This window comes from Amycolatopsis sp. NPDC051716, assembly GCF_040681595.1.
Classification (GTDB): domain Bacteria; phylum Actinomycetota; class Actinomycetes; order Mycobacteriales; family Pseudonocardiaceae; genus Amycolatopsis.
Window position 1 is genome coordinate 27483 of record NZ_JBFAZA010000034.1, and the last position, 16250, is coordinate 43732.

Below are 16250 nucleotides of genomic sequence, written 5' to 3' on the forward strand. Positions count from 1 at the left end.
GTAGGCCCCCCCTTGTGGGGCGTCGGGTGAGTACCCGCACACCGAAGGCCGCCTTGGGTGCGTTGAACGCAACCAAGGCCACATTGGGGCGCTCGGGGACCGGGCCGCTGTCGCTGAACTTCGGACGCGCGACACTAGGCGCCGCCCTGTTCGGCCCGCCACCGCTCGTACTCCGGCCGGGCCTCGTCCGACAGCGGGTAGTACCGCCGCAGGTCGCCGCCCTCGGACAGCCGGATTCGGGAAAACTCCTCCCACTCCGCGTGCTCCTGCGCGTGGGCCACCAGGGCGGGCGCGAGCTTGACCGGCACCACGACCGCCCCGTCGTCGTCGGCGACGACGATGTCGCCCGGCTCGACCAGCGTGCCGCCGCACGCCACCGGTACGTTGACGGCGGCCGGGACGATGCCGGTCTGGGCGTGGAAGTTCGGCGTGGCGCCGCGGATCCACAGCCCGAGGCCGAGCTGCTTGGCCTCGCCGGTGTCGCGCAGGCACCCGTCGACGACCACGCCGAGGCCGCCGCGGCCCTTGAAGTAGGTCAGCATCATCTCGCCGAACACGCCGCTTTCCATGTCGCCGCGCGCGTCGACGACGATCATGTCGCCGGGCCGGGCGTGGTACATGACGTGCCGGTGCAGCTGTTTCTCCGGCTCCTCGTATTCGTCGACGGGGTAACGGTCTTCCCGCTTCGGCAGGAACTGCAGCGTCAGCGCCGGGCCGGCCACGCGCACGCCGGGGGTCACCGAGACGGGGCCGCGGATGAAGGCGCTGCGGATGCCCATGCGGCTCAGCTCGCCGCTGGCCGTCGCGCTGCCGATGGCCGCGAGGGCCGCGCTGAGCTCGGCGGGCGGGCGAACGATGTCGGGCGTCTCGACCACGTCGGTAGCTCCCTTGTCCACGCTGACGGAAACTGTCGGAGTTCCTTACCCAGCCTAGTCCGGCGAACCCGCCGACGCCGGGACGAAGTTCGGCGCTTCAGGGCGTGAACCCGTTCTCCGGCAACGGCAGCGTGAGCCGGAAGCAGGCACCTTCCCCGAGCGTGGTCTCGAGTTCGACGTCGCCGCCGTGGGCGCGGGCGAGGGAACGGGCGATGGCGAGGCCCAGCCCGGCGTCGGCGCCGGGCGTGCGCGTCCGGGAGCGGTCGGCCCGGTAGAAGCGGTTGAAGACGCGGCCCGCCTGCTCGGCCGTCATCCCCGGACCCTCGTCGGCCACCTCGAGCACCGCGCGGCCGTCCGCCGTCCCGACCCCGATGCGCACGCGCGTGCCCGGTGGCGTGTGGGCGGCGGCGTTGCCCACGAGGTTGGTGACGACCTGCCGCAGCCGCGCTTCGTCGGCGTCGACCGGGGCCGGGCCGGGCGGGCCGGCGCCACCCGGGCCGGTCAGGGAAACGGCGCGGGCCGGGTCGAGGGCCCGCAGGTCGTGCCGGGCGTCGCCGGCGAGGGTGCGCAGGTCCATCGGAGCCCGGTCGAGCTGCTCTTCCGGTGCCTCGTCGAGCTGGGCGAGCAGCAGCAGGTCCTCGGTCAGCGCGGTGAGCCGGGTGGCTTCGCGGTCGATGCGGCGCATCGTTTCGTCCACATCGGACGGTCCGGCCAGCGCGCCCATCCGGTAGAGCTCCGTGGACCCCTTGATGCCGAACAGCGGGGTGCGCAGTTCGTGGCTGACGTCCGAGACGAAGGTGCGCATCCGCGCCTCGGACGCGGCCCGGTCGGCGAAGGCCCGTTCGAGCTGGCCGAGCATCGTGTTGAGCGACCCCGCGAGGTGCCCGATCTCCGTGCCGGGCGACGCGAGGTCCGGGACGCGCCGGGTGAGGTCGCCGCCGGCGATCGCCGCGGCCGTGTGCTCGATCCGGCGCAGCGGCCGCAGGCCCCGGCCGAGGGCGAGCCAGCCGGCCGCGGTCAGCACGACGAGCAGCGCGGCGCCGGTGACCAGGCTGCTCGTCCGCAGCTGGGCGATCGTGGCGTCGGCTTCGGCGAGCGGCGCGGCCGAAACGACCGTCCCGCCCCAGCGGGTGGCGGGCCGCGCGACGGCCCGCCAGCGCTGCGACCCGTCGATGGCGTCCAGGTCGACGGCCGTCCCGTCGGCCGGGACCGTGCGCAGTGCGTCGATCGGCGGCAGCGCCGCCCCGTCCACCCGCGACGAGTGGAGGCCGCCCGCCACCGCGCCACTCGCGTCGAGGTACACGACGTACGGGGTGCCGAACAGCGCGAGCGCGGGATCGACGAGATCGGGCCGCACGGCCGGGCTCGCGGCCGGGGGCGGCCCCGCCGCCAGGGAGATGAGCTCGGTCATCGAGCGCAGCTGGCCGTCGAGGCGGTCGAGCTGGAAGCGCTCCAGCTGCCCGGAAACCAGCGTGCCGATCAGGGTCAGGCCGGCGAGCAGCAGGCCGGCGGTGAGCAGCAGCAGCCGGGCCCGCAGGGAAAGCCGCCTCACCGGCGGGGCTCCCGCAGCACGTAACCCACGCCGTGCACGGTGTGGACGAGCTTCGGCTCCGCGGTGTCGACCTTGCGCCGGAGGTAGGAGATGTAGGTGTCGACGATGCCGGCGTCCCCGCCGAAGTCGTCGCGCCACACCCGGTCGAGGATCTGCGCCTTCGACACCACCCGCCCGGCGTTCTCCATCAGGTAGTGCAGCAACCGGAACTCCGTGGCGGACAAGCGGATCGCCTGCCCCGCGCGCGTCACCTGGTGCCCCTCGGCGTCGAGCGCGAGCGGGCCCACCGTGAGCACGGCCGCCGGGTGGCCCGCGGTCCGGCGGAGGATCGCGCGGATCCGCGCGATCAGCTCCGCCAGGTCGAAGGGCTTCGTCACGTAGTCGTCGGCGCCGAGGGACAGGCCGGTGACCTTGTCGGACTGGCGGTCCCGCGCGGTCAGGAACAGGACGGGCACCGGCGCGCCGTGGCCGGGGTGCCGCTCGCGCAGCCGCCGGACCACCTCGAAGCCGTCCATGTCCGGCAGCATGACGTCCAGCAGCACCAGGTCGGGCGGCTCCGCGGTGGCCGCGGCGACGGCTTCCCGCGCGGTGGCCGCCGACGTCACCCGGAAACCGGCGAACCGCAGCGCGGCGGAAAGCAGCTCGCGGACGGTGGGCTCGTCGTCCACCACCAGCAGCCGGGACGTCATCGCTTCCATACCCGCGAGGATACGGAGATCCCGTCGGCGAGCAGGGAGCCCGCGAAGCCGGCCACCGCGCCGCCCGCGAGCCCGGCCACCACCGCGAGCAGCGGGTTCGCCGTCACCCGCGCGGCGAAGACCGGCAGCGAGAAACCGAACGCGCCGACGGTGACGTCGACGGAAATCCGCGACAGCAGCGCCACGACGGCGAGCACGGCACCGGTCGCCGGAGCGAACCACCCGGTGAAGGCCGCGGCCCGGCGCAGCGGCCCGCCGGGCCGGCGGCGCCCGGCCGCCAAGGCGAGGCCCCAGCCCAGCAACACCACGGCCGACAGCCCGAGCAGCGGGCCGCCCGTGGGGACGGGCGCGGCGTGCAGCGCGCACGAGAACACGCCCGAGGAGCTGATCGTCCACGGCACGCCGAGCCCCAGCAGCACGGCTGCGCACACCAGCTGGGGGAGGGCGAGCAGGACACCCCCGGCCGCCGCCGCGCCGCCGAACGCCCACGCCACGGTCAGGCCCAGCACGGCAAGTCCGGCCGCCGGCCACCTCGCGGCCCGCAACCCCGTGGCCACAGCGGGGAATCGCGTGACGAGCCAGCAGATTCCGACGACCACCAGCGCCCCGGCCGCCGCACCCACCACCGTGGGACCGACGGCCACGGAGAATCCGGCGTCGAACCGGCCGGAAAGGGGCAGGTGCGCGGGACCGGCGGCTCGCCCGCAGCCGCCGGCACCACCCGCCGTGACGCCGTCCGGCATCGTCAGAGTTCCCCGGGCGAAGAGCGCGATCACGGCGAGTCCCACCGGCAGGGCCACCGCCGCCACGGCACCGCGGACGAGCACCCCGGCTTCGCGGCGCCGCAGCAGCAGCGACCCCAGCACCACCGCGCCCGCCAGGGAGACCCCCAGCGGCAGCACGTCGAGGCCGCCGCGCACGGCGATCGGGAGCCCACCGGCCGGGGTCGCGCCGGCCTCGGCCGAGCCGCCCGCGGCCAGCGCGACGGCCGCCGCCGTCAGCGCGCCGAGCCCCCCGAAGCGCCCGGCGCCCAGGAGGGCCAGGCCGGTCGCGGCGACCCCCGCCATGGCGAGCACCGCGGCGGCCGCCGCCAGCAGGCCCCGGCCCGCCTCCCGCATCACACGTCCCGGCGCTGGAAGACCACGAACGCCACGGCCAGCACGGCCGCGACCCCGGCGCACATCCCGGCCAGGTTCAGCCACGGGTGCGGGAAGTCCGAATCGGGGACCGTCTTGAAGACCGCCGCCGCGCCGAGCGTCGGCCAGTAGAAGAGCAGGCCGTGCAGCCAGGCCGGAAAGAGCCCCGCGAAGCCGGGGACCAGGAAGACGATCCCGACCAGGGTGGCGAGCGCGCCCGCCGTCGCCCGCATGATCGTGCCCAGCCCGACCGCGAGCAGCGCGATCGCCGCGAGGTAGAGCCCGCCGCCGGCCACGGCGGAAAGCACGCCGGAGTCGCCGATCCGCGCGTGCGGCACGCCATGGGCGGCGAGGACGGCCTGGCCGAGGAAGAAGGCGGTGAACATCAGCACCTGGCCCGCCACCACGGCGACCGCGACCGCCACGACCACCTTGGCCGCCAGCAGCCGGTGCCGCCGGGGCGTCGCGGTCAGGGACGTCCGGATCAGGCCGGTCGCGTGCTCGGAGGTGACGACGAGGATGCCGAGCACCCCGACGATGAGCTGCGCGACGATGTACGACGTCAGGCTGCGGCCGGTCGGGTCCCAGGGGTCGTCGCCGGGGTATTGCCGCGCGGCGGCGTTCATCGCGAGGGCGGTGATGCCGAGCCCGACCGCGAACAGGCACGCCAGGGTGTACCAGGTGGAACGCAGGCTGCGTACTTTGATCCACTCGGCGCGGACGGAGTGGGCGAAGGACACGCTCATGCGACGGCCCCCTGGTAGTCGGTGCGGTCCTTGGTCAGTTCCATGAAGGCGTCTTCCAGCGAGACGCGCTGCGGCGTGAGCTCGGCGAGCGCGACGCCGTGGTAGGCCGCCACTTTCCCGATTTCCGCGCTCGTCATGCCGGACACGACGAGCGACGCCTCGGTCCCTTCCCGCACGGCGGCCCCGGCGGTGGCCAGCAACCGCGCGAAGCCCGGCTCGGAGGTGCGGACGAGCACGGTGCCCTCACCACGCACGAGCTCGCTCACGGTGGTGTCGGCGACGAGCCGTCCCCGGCCGATGACGACGAGGTGATCGGCGGTCTGCGCCATCTCGCTCATCAGGTGGCTGGACACCAGCACCGCCCGGCCCTCGCGGGCGAGCGAGCGCATGAAGTCCCGGATCCAGCGGATCCCTTCGGGGTCGAGGCCGTTCACCGGCTCGTCGAAGATCAGCACCCGCGGATCGCCGAGCAACGCGGCGGCGAGGCCGAGCCGCTGCCGCATCCCGAGCGAGAACCCGCCCGCCCGCTTGCCGGCCACCCCGTCCAGCCCGGTCCGGCCGAGCACCTCACCGACCCGGCGGCGGGGGAGGCCGTGGCTCACCGCGAGGGCCAGCAGGTGGTCGTGGGCCTTCCGGGCACCGTGGACGGCACCGGCGTCGAGCAGCGCGCCCACCTCGGTGAGCGGCACGGGCAGGTCCCGGTAGCGGCGCCCGCCGATGGTGACCGAGCCCCGCGTCGGCGCGGCCAGGCCCACGATCATCTTCATGGTCGTGGACTTGCCGGCGCCGTTGGGCCCGAGGAACCCGGTCACCTGCCCGGGGTGGACGGTGAACGACAGGTCGTCCACCACGGTTTCGGGCCCGTACCGTTTGGTCAGGCCCCGGATTTCGATCGTCATGCCCCGAGCGTGGTGGCCCCGCCTGGCCAGATCCTGGGAGGTGCTGGGAGAACTCTGAGAATCCGGCCGTCAGGGGTGGCTCGGGCCGGGGGTCGCCCCGGAAATCGCAACCGGACCGCCGGGCCGGTCACGTCTTGCGCGCGACGCCGCCCGGGCGAACACGATCGTGTTCTGGGTGAGGAGGCTGAGGCCGAGCATCAGAAGCACGCCGGCTTCGGTCACCAGCGGCGATGCGCCGTGGCGCGCACCATAGGCGCCCAAGGCGAAGCGGAGCGCGATCGACAGTCCCCACAGCAGCACGGTCGCCGGCCCGTAGCGGTACCGGGACGCACCGGCGACGAGGTCGATCCGCACGGTACGGCCGCGGACGGCACCGAGCCCGATCGACAAGGCCAGGTCGGCGACCGCGAGCACGGCGTCGATGCCGTGGAGGGGGCGGCCGCCCGCCAGCGGGGGGAGTACCGCGGCGAGCCCGACCAGCACCACGATGCCCGGGAGCAGGAACAGCTTCCGCGGCCGCAGTTCCCGGCCGCGGATCCCGGTCAGGACGAGCAGTACCACCACGGCCGTGCCGATGACCATCGGCAGCGGTCCGGCGCCGTCGTCACGGGTGGCTTCGGCGTACTGGTGAATGAGCAGCACGGGCATCACCGTCCGGTGAGATGGGCCGCCACAGCCGACGACAAGGCGGTGCGGAACGACTCGTCGTGGCCCGGATCGTCCGGGTCGTGGCCGAGGCCCGCGAGCCAGGAACGCCGGCCGAGCGCGTAGCCGTAGGCGCCGGACAGGGCCAGCAGGACGACGGCCTCGATCCGGGCCCGGTCCGGGCGCCGCGGTTCCGGCAGCACGTCGCGGATGCCGTGCTCGATGGCGTCGACCAGCTCGGCCAGGTTCGCCGACGAGGAGGTGCCGAGGTCGTCGGCGTGGAGCTGGGACCACGTCCACAGCCGGACGTACCGCGCGTCCGTGAGCGTGTCGAAGAGGACCTTCGTCATGCCCTCCGCGTACGGCACTCCGTTGTCGGCCCGCATCCGGTCCCGGACGCGTTCGCGCTGCCGCTCGTTCTCGCGGCGCAGCACCGCCTGCACCAGCGCCCGGTAGGTGCCGAAGTAGTGGGTCACCAGCCCGTGCGTCACGCCGGCCGCACCGGCGACGCGGCGCAGCCCGACGCCGTCGGGGCCGTGCCGGGCGATGAGGTCGGCCGCGGCGGTCAGGATCTCCTCCCGCGCCTGCTCGGGCGTGCGCCGTCGCCGGGTCATCGAACTCCTGTCGGCCGAGTGGATCCCACGCTATTGTCCACTCGGCCAACAGTCAACAGATCGGCGGCGTGTCCGGGCGGACGACCACGCTCGGAGTCCGCGCCGCCTGGTCGCCGCTGGGGGCGGGCAGTGGGCAGACGCGGACCACCGGGGGCCCCGCGTCCGCGCGGTTCCCGCTGTTGTCGAACGTGATCGGCCCGCCGGCGCCGGCCACCGCCTGGCCGCTCGAGGAGAACCCGCTGATCGCCGTGTTGACCTGGCTGCGCTGGACCGGTTTCGCCGACGGGAGCGTCCGCAGGGCCGCCGAGATCGTGGTCACCGAGTCGTAGCCGTTGACCGCCCAGCCGTCGTCGAGGTGGGTGGCGTCGAAGCCGGCGCCGGCGAACGCCGTTTCGAGGTCGCGGAAGCCCGGGTTGTCGCCGCGGAAGCGGTCGGCGCCGGAGACCAAAGTGGACACCAGGCGGATCCGGCCGTCGGTGAAGCCGGGTGAGCGCAACGCCCGCAGGCGCAGGTCCTCCAGCATCGCGTTGTCCTCCGGCGAGCGGACCCGGAGGCCGTCGGACGTGCTGACCACGGTGACCGACCCGGCCGCGCACCGGCCGCCGACCAAGGCTTCGTCGAGGCTGAAGAGGAAGCGGGCCAGGTCGCCGCCGCGCGCGATGTAGAGCACTTCGACGTCCTTCGCCGTGCCGCAGACCCGTTGCGCGGTCAGCGGGACCGTGCTGGCTTCGTCCGCGTCGAACTTGACCTCGGTGATCTTGCCGCCGAACCGGCGCTGCATCAGCGGCAGCGCGGTGCACGGGTACGGGTCGGAGCCGCCGGTGGGCACCATCAGGAAGTCCGGACGGCCGGGCAGGGCCGCCGCGAGCCGCTCGATCTGCACGGCGTTCCGGTAGGCGACGCGGTAGAAGTAGTCCTTCCCGACGCCGCGCGGGTAGGTGATGTCCGGGTCGCACGCGCTGAAGTCCGGCTGGTCGTCGCGGGACCCGGTCTGGTCGAAGCCCTCGGCGGTGATCAGATCCGACACCATCGGGACCTTCGCCGCCGCCAGCAGGTCCGCCACCTCGGCCGACCGCTGCTGGCTCAGCCCGAGTCCCGCGACCGCCACGACGGCCGGGTCGTCCGCGAGCTCCCGGGCCACTTCGACGGCCTCGCCGGCCGGTCCGTAGGCGCCGATGTTCGCGACCACCAGCCGCATCGGGTGCAGGCAGCCGGTGTCGTTGGCGTGGCGCTGCCCGGCGGCCATCCCTTCGAGCTCGTGCAGGGCGCGCCCGCCGGCGTTGCGGTCGGTCAGCGTCAGCAGCACGCCGACCGTCACCGGGGTGCCCTGGGGATCGCACTTGTCCACGGCGGCGGCGTTCTGCTGCTCGACCACGTGCAGCACGGCGGCGAAGCGGTCGAGGCCGAAGTCGTACGAGCCGTCGCTGAGCCCCACGCACTCGTCGGCCGCCGACCAGGCGGAGCCGTCGAACCAGCCGCAGGTGACCGCCCGCTGCAGCGGGCGGTGGAAGACCAGGCCGCCCGCCAGCAGGAGGACGACGGCGAGCACGGCGGAAAGCCGCCACCAGTCCGTCCACCGGTGCGGGAAATCCCGGTTCGGATCGGGGACGAACAACCAGCGGAAGCGCGGGGCCACGGCGGGTCCTTTCGGGACGGGAGGTCAGTACCGGTTGCGGTCCGCCGAGTAGCGGCAGGCCCGGTCGAGGAACGGCTGCCGGTCCCCGACGCCCTCGCTTTCGGCCAGTTGCAGGAAGCCGTGCCAGGCGAGCTGCCGCAGCGCGGCGATGTCCTCCGGCCGCGTCACGCACGGGTCCCGTTCCAGCGCCGGCACGATGCCGAGCAGCGCGTCGGTGTGCCCGGCCGGGGTCGGTGGCCGGCCGATCCCCTGGATCTCCGCCAGGTCGGTGACCCGCGGGTCGGGCGTGACGACCACGGCGTCGAACAGCGCCAGCCACTCCGCGGACGGCAGTTCGGGCAGCAGGACGGCCAGCGAGTCCGCGACTTTCGCGCGGCCGCCGAGCATCAGCTCGTGGTGCCATCGCCCGGCTCGGTCGTCCGGGTGGGTTTTCCCGCGCAGGCGCCGGAAAACGCCTTCCCAGCCGGTCCGCGCGTCCGGGCGGGCGGCCAGGGCCCGGAGGCCGAGGTAACGGGCCAGCGGGTGGAGCCGGCGTTCGCCGTCGCCGCAAGCGGGCCACAACGTCGGTGAGGTGTAGAGCGGCGAGCCGAAGCCGAAGGGCGGGGGCAGCAGGCGGATGAGCGTCCCGGCCTCCTGCCAGGTCCGGGCGCCCGCCAGCGTGATCAGCGCCTCGACCGAGGCGTCGTCCGGCCGCCGGTGCGGGTCGAGGCCGCCGACGAAGATCCGCAGCAGGTACCGGTCGGCGCGCCCCTCCTCGTCCGGGCCCGGGCCGTCCAGGAGCGCGTCCGGGTCGTCGAGCAACCGTGGGTTTTCCGCCAGCCGGCGCAGCACGAACCCCGTCGCGGCCGGGTGGCCGTGGGTGAGCCGGAACGCCATCCGGGCGGTGCGCTCCGACGTCGTCCAGTCTTGGCCGCGGGCCAGCTGGAGCACCTCGGACGAACTCAGGTCGGTGACGTCGACCCGCACCCGGGGGCCGTCCGCCGGCTCGGCTCCCGGCCAGGGCACGGCGCCCGCCGCGGCCGGCCCGGCACTGGTCGTGACCACGGTGAGCGGATCGGGCAGCCGGTTCTCCGGCGTCGGCCGGCTGCCGGCGATCGCTTCGCGCACGCGCAGCAGCGAGCGGACGAAGGTCACCGCCTCCGGGACGTCGCCGTCGTCCAGCAGCAGGAGCATCTGCGGCGGCCGGCCCCGCACGCGGGCGTGGCTGCGGCGCAGGTCCGCGAGGAACGCGCCGACCAGGACGTCGTCCACGCTGCGGCGGACCAGCGGGTCCGCGCTCCCGGCCCGGGCGCTGAGCTCGATCAGCGTGGTCTCGGGGTTCTTGGCGAAGTCCTGGTCCTGGTGCCTGAACCAGTCCACGGCGTCGCCCCAGGAGAACCGCATCAGCCCGCCCCCGCGGTACAGGCGGTTCAGCGTGCTCCGGGTGACTTCCGCCGCCAGCCTCGGGACCAGCTCGGACAGCCCGGGCACCTGGACGTGCACGAGGGCGAACGAATCACGGGCCAGTGCCGTGAGGAAACTGTCGAGCGCGGGTTTCCGCTTGTATTCGTTGAGCCGTTCCCGCAGCCGGATCAGCTGGTCGCCGGGAGGCAGCCCGGCGAAATTCGCGGTGATGGCCAGCTGGGCGACCAGGGAACGCGGAAAAGTCACCGGATATCCCCGGACACCCACTCCCAGCCCGAGCATGATCGAGGTCAGCAACGGCCGCAGCGACGTCTGCTCGCCGTCCGGCACCAGCGGCTGGACCAGCACGGAAGCCGTGCTGTCCCGCCAGTCCCGCAGCGCTTCCTGGAGGATCGCGGTCCGCCCGGAACCGCCGCAGCCGGTCAGGATCACGACCGGCCGCGGACCGGGCGGCGCGTTTTCCCCGCGTGCTTCGGTCAGTTCCCCGATCAGCTCCAGGACCGACGTCCGGCCCACGAACATAGGTCCCCCTCGACGCCATTCGCTCTTCGCCGTTTTCCCGCGAAGACCGGAACTTTATCGTTTTCGGGCCGGCGGGAGGGCAAGAATGGCACCAAGCGGCCAAAAGGTCAGCCGAACGCCCGGCCGATGACCTGAATGCCGCAGCCCCTGGCACGCGGGGTAACCGGCGCGGCCGGATGGCCGAGGAGGGGACTGGTCCGGCCGGGTCAGCCCTGCGCGGCCTGCACGGCCGGTTTGACGAATTCTTCGGCGAATGCGCGGAAGGTGGTGGGTGTGGTGTTCGCGGCGGTGCGCGGGGTGGCGTTGTTGATGCCGCGTTCGCCGGCGAGGTCCATGTCCAGCATGGACCGGGCCATCGCCTCGGAAAACCCGCGGCCGACGAGGAACCGCCCGACGGCGGCGCGGTCTCCGCGCCGGAACCGGACGGGCGTGCCGAGTACTTCGGTCAGCACTTCGGCGATTTCCCGGTGCGAAAGGTCTTCACCGCCGAGCACCTCGACCGAGTCCTGCCCGGTCCAGGTGCGGTCGAGCAGGTACTCCGCGGCGAGCGCCGCGATGTCCTTCGTCGCGATCCAGGGCATCTTCGACTCGGCGGGCACGGTGCCCGAGACCACGCCCTCCTTGATCGTGGCCACCTGCCGGAGGAGGTTGTCCATGAAGGCGGGCAGGGCCAAGGCGCGCACGTGCGCGCCGGTGCTGCGGAAGAGGTCCTCCATCGCGTGCGACGCGGACACGTGGCCGGCGTAGATCTGCGTCCCCCGCCCGAGTGCGGAGATGATCACGACCCGCGGCACCGCGTGGCGCACGACGGCGTCGGCGCCCGGGATCGACGCGGTCACATAAGCCTCGTAGGGACTGCTCGCGGTCGCGGCCGCCGGCATGAGCCAGAACAGGGCGTCGGCGCCGTCGAGGGCCCGGTCGAGGACGTCGGGATCGCGGTGCGAGCCGACCACGACCTCGGCTCGCTCCCGGACGTCGGCGGCCAGCCGGCCCGGGTCCCGGACGATGACCCGGACCGGCTCGTCCCGCCGCAGCAGCGTGGCGACGAGCTTGCGGCCGATCTGCCCGGTGGGGGCGGTGATCACGATCATGGATGATGGCTCCGATCAGCGGGAAGCGGAAGTAAACTCGACTGTACCGTATACTTTGAGGTGGACGTCATGGCCCGACGTGGGGAAGCGCTACGCGAGCACATCCTCGACACGGCGAAGCTGGCCTTCCTGGAGGACGGCTTCGAGCGGACCTCCATGGACGCGATCGCGGCGCGCGCCGAAACGTCGAAGCGTTCCCTGTACGCGCATTTCCCGACCAAGGACGCGCTGTTCCTCGCGGTCGTCGAGCGCGTCCGCGCCCTGTTCGGCGCCCGGATGCGCACGCCCGCCGAGTACGCCGGGTCGCCGGAGGACGCGGTCGTGCGGTACTGCGGGCGGTTCCTCCAGCTGGTGCGGTGGTCCTCGGTCGCCCGGATGCTGCGCCTCGGGATCGCGGAAGCCGATCGGCTGCCGGAGCTGGCTGCGGGCCTCTACGACGTCCTCTTCGGCACCACGGCCGACGAGCTCGCGGCGCACCTGGTGGCGGCACTGGGACTGGCGGCCGGTGACGCCGAAGCGGTGGCGGACGAACTGATCGGTCTCGTCCTCCACCCGACGCTGCCGCGCCTGCTGTTCGGGATCGACACTCCGGTGGACGAGCTGCCCGACGAGGCCGACCTGGCGGCGGAAGTCGATCTCGACCGGATCGGCCGGCTCTTCCGCGTCGTGCTCGGCTCGCGTCGGTGAGCCGGCGACCACCGCGGTAGCCCTCTGAGCTGCGCAAACAGACTATACTGCGGTGGTATACACGGTGGGTATACTCCTGCGGTATAGTGATCCGTACCCCCGGGATCCCGGGGCAAGGAGGGATCAAGCGAATGTCGATTTCGCACACCTTGCTCGCTTTGCTCGAGTCCGGGCCGCGGCACGGCTACGACCTGAAACGGGCGTACGACGAGCAGTTCGGGCAGGACCGCCCGCTGGCTTACGGCCAGGTCTATTCGACGTTGTCCCGGCTGCTGCGCAACGGCATGGTCGAGGTCGCGGGCGTCGAGAGCGGCGAGGGGCCGGAGCGGAAGCGGTACACGATCACCGACGCGGGGGTCACCGACGTCGAGACGTGGCTGCGCACGCCGGAAAACCCGCAGCCGTACCTGCAGAACACGCTCTACACCAAGGTGGTGCTCGCGCTGTTGTCCGGCCGCAGCGCCGCCGACGTGCTCAACGTCCAGCGCGGTGAGCACCTGAACGTGATGCGGGCACTCACCAAACGCAAGCGCGAGGGCGACCTCGCCGATCAGCTGATCTGCGATCACGCTCTCTTCCACCTCGAGGCGGACCTGCGGTGGCTGGAGCTCACCGCCGCGCGCCTCGGCGAACTCGAACAGGCGGTGCGCTGATGACCGGGCCGGGAACGCCGTTGCTCGTCGGCAAGGGACTGTACAAGTCGTTCGGCCCTACGCGGGCGCTCGACGGGGCGGCGCTGTCGGTCTCGGCGGGGGAGGTGCTCGCGATCATGGGCGCGTCCGGGTCGGGCAAATCGACGCTGCTGCACTGCCTGGCCGGCATCATCCGGCCGGACGCGGGCACCATCGGCTACCGCGGCGCCGACCTCGCCGGGATGGCCGACAAGGGCCGGAGTGCGTTGCGGCGCACCGACTTCGGCTTCGTGTTCCAGTTCGGCCAGCTCGTCCCCGAGCTGTCCTGCCTCGAGAACGTCGCGCTCCCGCTGCGGCTGACCGGAAGCCGGCGGAAGCAGGCCGAGGCCAAGGCGACCGAGTGGCTCGCCCGGCTGGAGGTCGACGGGCTGGCCAAGCGCCGCCCCGGCGACGTGTCCGGCGGGCAGGCGCAGCGGGTCGCGGTGGCGCGGGCGCTGGTGACCGGGCCGAAGGTGGTCTTCGCCGACGAGCCGACCGGCGCGCTCGACTCGCTCAACGGCGAAAAGGTGATGCGGATGCTCACCGATGCGGCGCGGGAAACGCACGCCGCGGTCGTGCTGGTGACCCACGAGCCGCGGGTGGCCGCCTATTCGGACCGGGAGATCATGGTGCTCGACGGGCGCACGGTCGACCGGGAGCTGGTCGCATGATGCGGGAGCTGGCGCTGGGCCTCCGGCTGGCCGTCGGGGGCGGCCGGATGTCCGGCGCGGCACTGCTGCGCCTGGCGATGACCGCGTTCGGGATCGCGCTCGCGGTCGCCGTGCTGCTGCCCGCGGCGGCCGTCCACCACCTGGTCGGCGCGCAGGCGGAGCGCAAGGCGGCGATCACGCAGATCACCCAGCCGCGTGCGGGCGTCGCCCCGCTGCTGGCCTACAACTGGTACGCGTCGCTCGGTGAGGACTTCGCGCAGGTCACCGCGGTCGCGCCGACCGGGCCGAGCTCGCCGGTGCCGCCGGGGCTCAGCCGGCTGCCGGCGCCGGGGGAGCTCATCGTGTCGCCGGAACTGGCCGCGAAGCTGGCCGGACCGGGCGGCGGCTCGTTCAAAGCGCAGCTGCCGGGGCGCGTCGTCGACCGGATCTCGCGGGAAGGCGTCTCCGGCGCGGGCGATCTGACCGCGTACTACGGGGTGCCGGCCGCGCAGATCGAAGCCGAGGGCGCCGACAGCAGGAAGGTCTACGCGTTCGGCCGGCCCTACACCGGGCTCGGGCTGTCGGCGCTCATGCTGGGCATCATCCTGCCGATCGCCGCGGTCCTGCTGCTGCCGTTGCTGATCTTCGTGACCACCGCGTCGCGGATGGGCGCGGCGCAACGGGAACGCCGGCTCGCCGCGCTGCGGCTGCTCGGCCTGGACTCCCCGCAGGTCAAACGGATCGCGGCGGCCGAATCGCTGGTCGGCGCCGTGCTCGGGCTCGCGGCCGGGATCGGGTTCTTCGCGCTGCTGCGCACGTTCGTCGCCGACATCCTGCCGTTCGGCCTGCGGATCTTCCCGGAGGACCTGGTCCCGTCCTGGCCGCTCGTCGTGGTGATCGTGCTGCTGGTCCCCGGGCTCGCGGTCGGCTCGGCGCTGTTCGGGCTGCGCCGCACGATCGTGGAACCGCTCGGCGTGGTCCGCCAGGGCAAGCCGGTGCGCCGGCGGATGTGGTGGCGCTGGGCGCTCACCACGATCGGCGTGCTGTTCCTGGCCGCCACCCTGGCCTTCGAGCGGGGGACCGGCGACACGCCCGCCGCGCTGGCGCTCTCGGTGGGCAGCGTGTTCCTGCTCGTGGGCGTCGCGGCCCTGCTGCCGTGGCTGGTCGAGCGGCTCGTGGAGCGCCTGCACGGCGGTTCGCCGTCGTGGCAGCTCGCGATCCGGCGGCTGCAGCTGGACAGCGGCACCGCCAGCCGCGTGGTGTCCGGCCTGGTCGTCGTGCTCGCCGGCACGATCCTGATCCAGGGCGTGATCACCTCGCTCGCGAGCGGTGACAACCGGCAGGCCACTCCGCACGGCGTGGCCGCCGCCCCGGTGCAGGTGCAGACCACCGCCGCGCACGAGGCCGAGGTCGGCAAGCTGGTGGCGGCCGCGCCCGGCGTGACCGGCGTGCACCCGGCCCGGACCCTGATGTTCCGGTCCGGGGAGCAGCGCGACTACGGCATGGTCGGCGACTGCGTGGCGCTCCGGGTGCAGGCGGACATCGGCGACTGTTCCGACGGCGACGCGTTCTACCTGGCGCCCGCCCAGGGCGGCGCGGCGCCGACCGGCAAAGTGGTGCTGCAGGGCTATTCCCACGCGGGGGAGGTGAACGGTCCGGAGTGGACGGTCCCGGGCACCATCCGGGTCGTGCGGTCGGACGACGCGGCGAGATCCGGCCAGAGCCTGCTGGTCACGCCCGGCGCGCTCGGCGGGCTCGCCCTTCCGGCGTCCTCCGTCGCGGTCTACGTGTCGGGCACCGGCGACCCGCAGGCGCTGACCGACGACGTCGCGAGGGCGGTCCAGCCGCTCGCGTGGAACGCCACGGCCACCAAGAGCGACTACCTCGGGGAGTTCCGCGCCCGCGACCAGCGGCTGGTGGAGAGCTTCCGCGCGGTGCTGATCACGGCATCGCTGTTCGTGCTGGCGGTGGCCGCGATGAGCCTGCTGATGCTCTCGATCGAGCAGATCAGCGAACGCCGGCGCCCGCTGGCGGCGCTGTCCGCGGCCGGCGTGCCGATCGGAGTGCTGGCGCGAGGGGCGTTGTGGCAGACCGGAATCCCGGTGGTGGTCGGCGTGGTCCTGGCGGTCGCGGCGGGTCTCGGGCTGACGGCGCCGATCCTGCGCCTGGCGGACCGGCCGATGATCATCGACGTCCCGGTGCTGCTCACCCTGGCGGCGACCACGGTGGTGGCGGTCCTGCTGGTGACCGCGCTGACGATGCCGTTGCTGCGGCAAGTGACCCGGCTGGACACGCTGCGCTCGGAATGAGCCGTGGCCGATCGGCCGGGGGGGGGGCCCCGCCCCCCCCCCGCGCGGGGGGGGGGGCGGCCGGGGGGGGGGCCCGCGGGGGGGGGCGGGGGGGGGGGGGGGGGGGGCCGTCCCC

General features: G+C 73.7%; 15 protein-coding genes. 4 read left to right on the forward strand and 11 right to left on the reverse strand.

From position 1 onward, the window contains the following. Positions 1 to 134: 134 nt before the first annotated feature. The 11 genes from AB0M30_RS35795 to AB0M30_RS35845 all read right to left on the reverse strand — a co-directional run bounded on the left by AB0M30_RS35795 (position 135) and on the right by AB0M30_RS35845 (position 11818). Positions 135 to 896, reverse strand: coding sequence for a ribonuclease activity regulator RraA (locus AB0M30_RS35795; protein WP_364593328.1), 762 nt, complete (start codon positions 894 to 896; stop codon positions 135 to 137). A 76-nt stretch (positions 897 to 972) separates the two neighbouring features. Beyond that, positions 973 to 2427, reverse strand: a complete 1455-nt coding sequence (locus AB0M30_RS35800) for a HAMP domain-containing sensor histidine kinase (protein WP_364593331.1) — start codon at positions 2425 to 2427, stop codon at positions 973 to 975. Beyond that, the gene (locus AB0M30_RS35805) at positions 2424 to 3116 is read right to left on the reverse strand and encodes a response regulator transcription factor (RefSeq protein ID WP_360183281.1); all 693 of its coding nucleotides are present in this window, start codon (positions 3114 to 3116) and stop codon (positions 2424 to 2426) included. Before AB0M30_RS35805 ends, AB0M30_RS35800 begins: the two co-directional genes overlap by 4 nt. Beyond that, positions 3113 to 4243, reverse strand: a complete 1131-nt coding sequence (locus AB0M30_RS35810) for a streptophobe family protein (protein WP_364593334.1) — start codon at positions 4241 to 4243, stop codon at positions 3113 to 3115. The genes AB0M30_RS35805 and AB0M30_RS35810 overlap by 4 nt, the downstream gene beginning before the upstream one ends. Beyond that, positions 4243 to 5007 (reverse strand): ABC transporter permease, encoded by a 765-nt coding sequence (locus AB0M30_RS35815; protein WP_364593337.1) that lies wholly within the window; start codon positions 5005 to 5007, stop codon positions 4243 to 4245. The genes AB0M30_RS35810 and AB0M30_RS35815 overlap by 1 nt, the downstream gene beginning before the upstream one ends. Then, the gene (locus tag AB0M30_RS35820) at positions 5004 to 5906 is read right to left on the reverse strand and encodes an ATP-binding cassette domain-containing protein (RefSeq protein WP_364593340.1); all 903 of its coding nucleotides are present in this window, start codon (positions 5904 to 5906) and stop codon (positions 5004 to 5006) included. Before AB0M30_RS35820 ends, AB0M30_RS35815 begins: the two co-directional genes overlap by 4 nt. Positions 5907 to 5975: 69 nt before the next feature. Further along, positions 5976 to 6548, reverse strand: a complete 573-nt coding sequence (locus AB0M30_RS35825; RefSeq protein WP_364593343.1) for a hypothetical protein — start codon at positions 6546 to 6548, stop codon at positions 5976 to 5978. A 5-nt stretch (positions 6549 to 6553) separates the two neighbouring features. Continuing rightward, the gene (locus tag AB0M30_RS35830; RefSeq protein ID WP_364593346.1) at positions 6554 to 7165 is read right to left on the reverse strand and encodes a TetR/AcrR family transcriptional regulator; all 612 of its coding nucleotides are present in this window, start codon (positions 7163 to 7165) and stop codon (positions 6554 to 6556) included. Positions 7166 to 7217: 52 nt separating this feature from the next. Beyond that, positions 7218 to 8801, reverse strand: a complete 1584-nt coding sequence (locus AB0M30_RS35835; RefSeq protein ID WP_364593349.1) for an ABC transporter substrate-binding protein — start codon at positions 8799 to 8801, stop codon at positions 7218 to 7220. 24 nt (positions 8802 to 8825) lie between these two features. Continuing rightward, positions 8826 to 10727: a hypothetical protein gene (locus AB0M30_RS35840; protein WP_364593353.1), complete on the reverse strand. Its 1902-nt coding sequence runs from the start codon at positions 10725 to 10727 to the stop codon at positions 8826 to 8828. Positions 10728 to 10933: 206 nt separating this feature from the next. Further along, positions 10934 to 11818, reverse strand: coding sequence for an NAD(P)H-binding protein (locus AB0M30_RS35845; RefSeq protein ID WP_364593356.1), 885 nt, complete (start codon positions 11816 to 11818; stop codon positions 10934 to 10936). A 69-nt stretch (positions 11819 to 11887) separates the two neighbouring features. On the opposite strand from AB0M30_RS35845, the gene AB0M30_RS35850 reads away from it, so the two are divergent. From AB0M30_RS35850 to AB0M30_RS35865, 4 genes are all read left to right on the forward strand, one after another. Beyond that, a complete protein-coding gene (locus tag AB0M30_RS35850) occupies positions 11888 to 12505 on the forward strand; it encodes a TetR/AcrR family transcriptional regulator (RefSeq protein ID WP_364593359.1) in 618 nt (205 codons plus the stop codon). A gap of 131 nt (positions 12506 to 12636) precedes the next feature. Beyond that, the gene (locus AB0M30_RS35855) at positions 12637 to 13158 is read left to right on the forward strand and encodes a PadR family transcriptional regulator (RefSeq protein ID WP_364593361.1); all 522 of its coding nucleotides are present in this window, start codon (positions 12637 to 12639) and stop codon (positions 13156 to 13158) included. After that, positions 13158 to 13847: an ABC transporter ATP-binding protein gene (locus AB0M30_RS35860; RefSeq protein WP_364593363.1), complete on the forward strand. Its 690-nt coding sequence runs from the start codon at positions 13158 to 13160 to the stop codon at positions 13845 to 13847. The genes AB0M30_RS35855 and AB0M30_RS35860 overlap by 1 nt, the downstream gene beginning before the upstream one ends. Beyond that, positions 13844 to 16135 carry an FtsX-like permease family protein gene (locus AB0M30_RS35865; RefSeq protein WP_364593366.1) on the forward strand — a complete coding sequence of 764 codons (2292 nt, stop codon included), beginning with the start codon at positions 13844 to 13846 and terminating at the stop codon, positions 16133 to 16135. Before AB0M30_RS35860 ends, AB0M30_RS35865 begins: the two co-directional genes overlap by 4 nt. Positions 16136 to 16250 lie beyond the last annotated feature (115 nt).

What these genes read in the sequence shown, in the direction of transcription:
- AB0M30_RS35805 (WP_360183281.1), bottom strand. Translation starts at nt 3,116, where the DNA reads ATGACGTCCCGGCTGCTGGTGGTGGACGACGAGCCCACCGTCCGCGAG.
- AB0M30_RS35810 (WP_364593334.1), bottom strand. Translation starts at nt 4,243, where the DNA reads ATGCGGGAGGCGGGCCGGGGCCTGCTGGCGGCGGCCGCCGCGGTGCTC.
- AB0M30_RS35815 (WP_364593337.1), bottom strand. Translation starts at nt 5,007, where the DNA reads ATGAGCGTGTCCTTCGCCCACTCCGTCCGCGCCGAGTGGATCAAAGTA.
- AB0M30_RS35820 (WP_364593340.1), bottom strand. Translation starts at nt 5,906, where the DNA reads ATGACGATCGAAATCCGGGGCCTGACCAAACGGTACGGGCCCGAAACC.
- AB0M30_RS35830 (WP_364593346.1), bottom strand. Translation starts at nt 7,165, where the DNA reads ATGACCCGGCGACGGCGCACGCCCGAGCAGGCGCGGGAGGAGATCCTG.
- AB0M30_RS35840 (WP_364593353.1), bottom strand. Translation starts at nt 10,727, where the DNA reads ATGTTCGTGGGCCGGACGTCGGTCCTGGAGCTGATCGGGGAACTGACC.
- AB0M30_RS35845 (WP_364593356.1), bottom strand. Translation starts at nt 11,818, where the DNA reads ATGATCGTGATCACCGCCCCCACCGGGCAGATCGGCCGCAAGCTCGTC.
- AB0M30_RS35850 (WP_364593359.1), top strand. Translation starts at nt 11,888, where the DNA reads ATGGCCCGACGTGGGGAAGCGCTACGCGAGCACATCCTCGACACGGCG.
- AB0M30_RS35855 (WP_364593361.1), top strand. Translation starts at nt 12,637, where the DNA reads ATGTCGATTTCGCACACCTTGCTCGCTTTGCTCGAGTCCGGGCCGCGG.
- AB0M30_RS35860 (WP_364593363.1), top strand. Translation starts at nt 13,158, where the DNA reads ATGACCGGGCCGGGAACGCCGTTGCTCGTCGGCAAGGGACTGTACAAG.
- AB0M30_RS35865 (WP_364593366.1), top strand. Translation starts at nt 13,844, where the DNA reads ATGATGCGGGAGCTGGCGCTGGGCCTCCGGCTGGCCGTCGGGGGCGGC.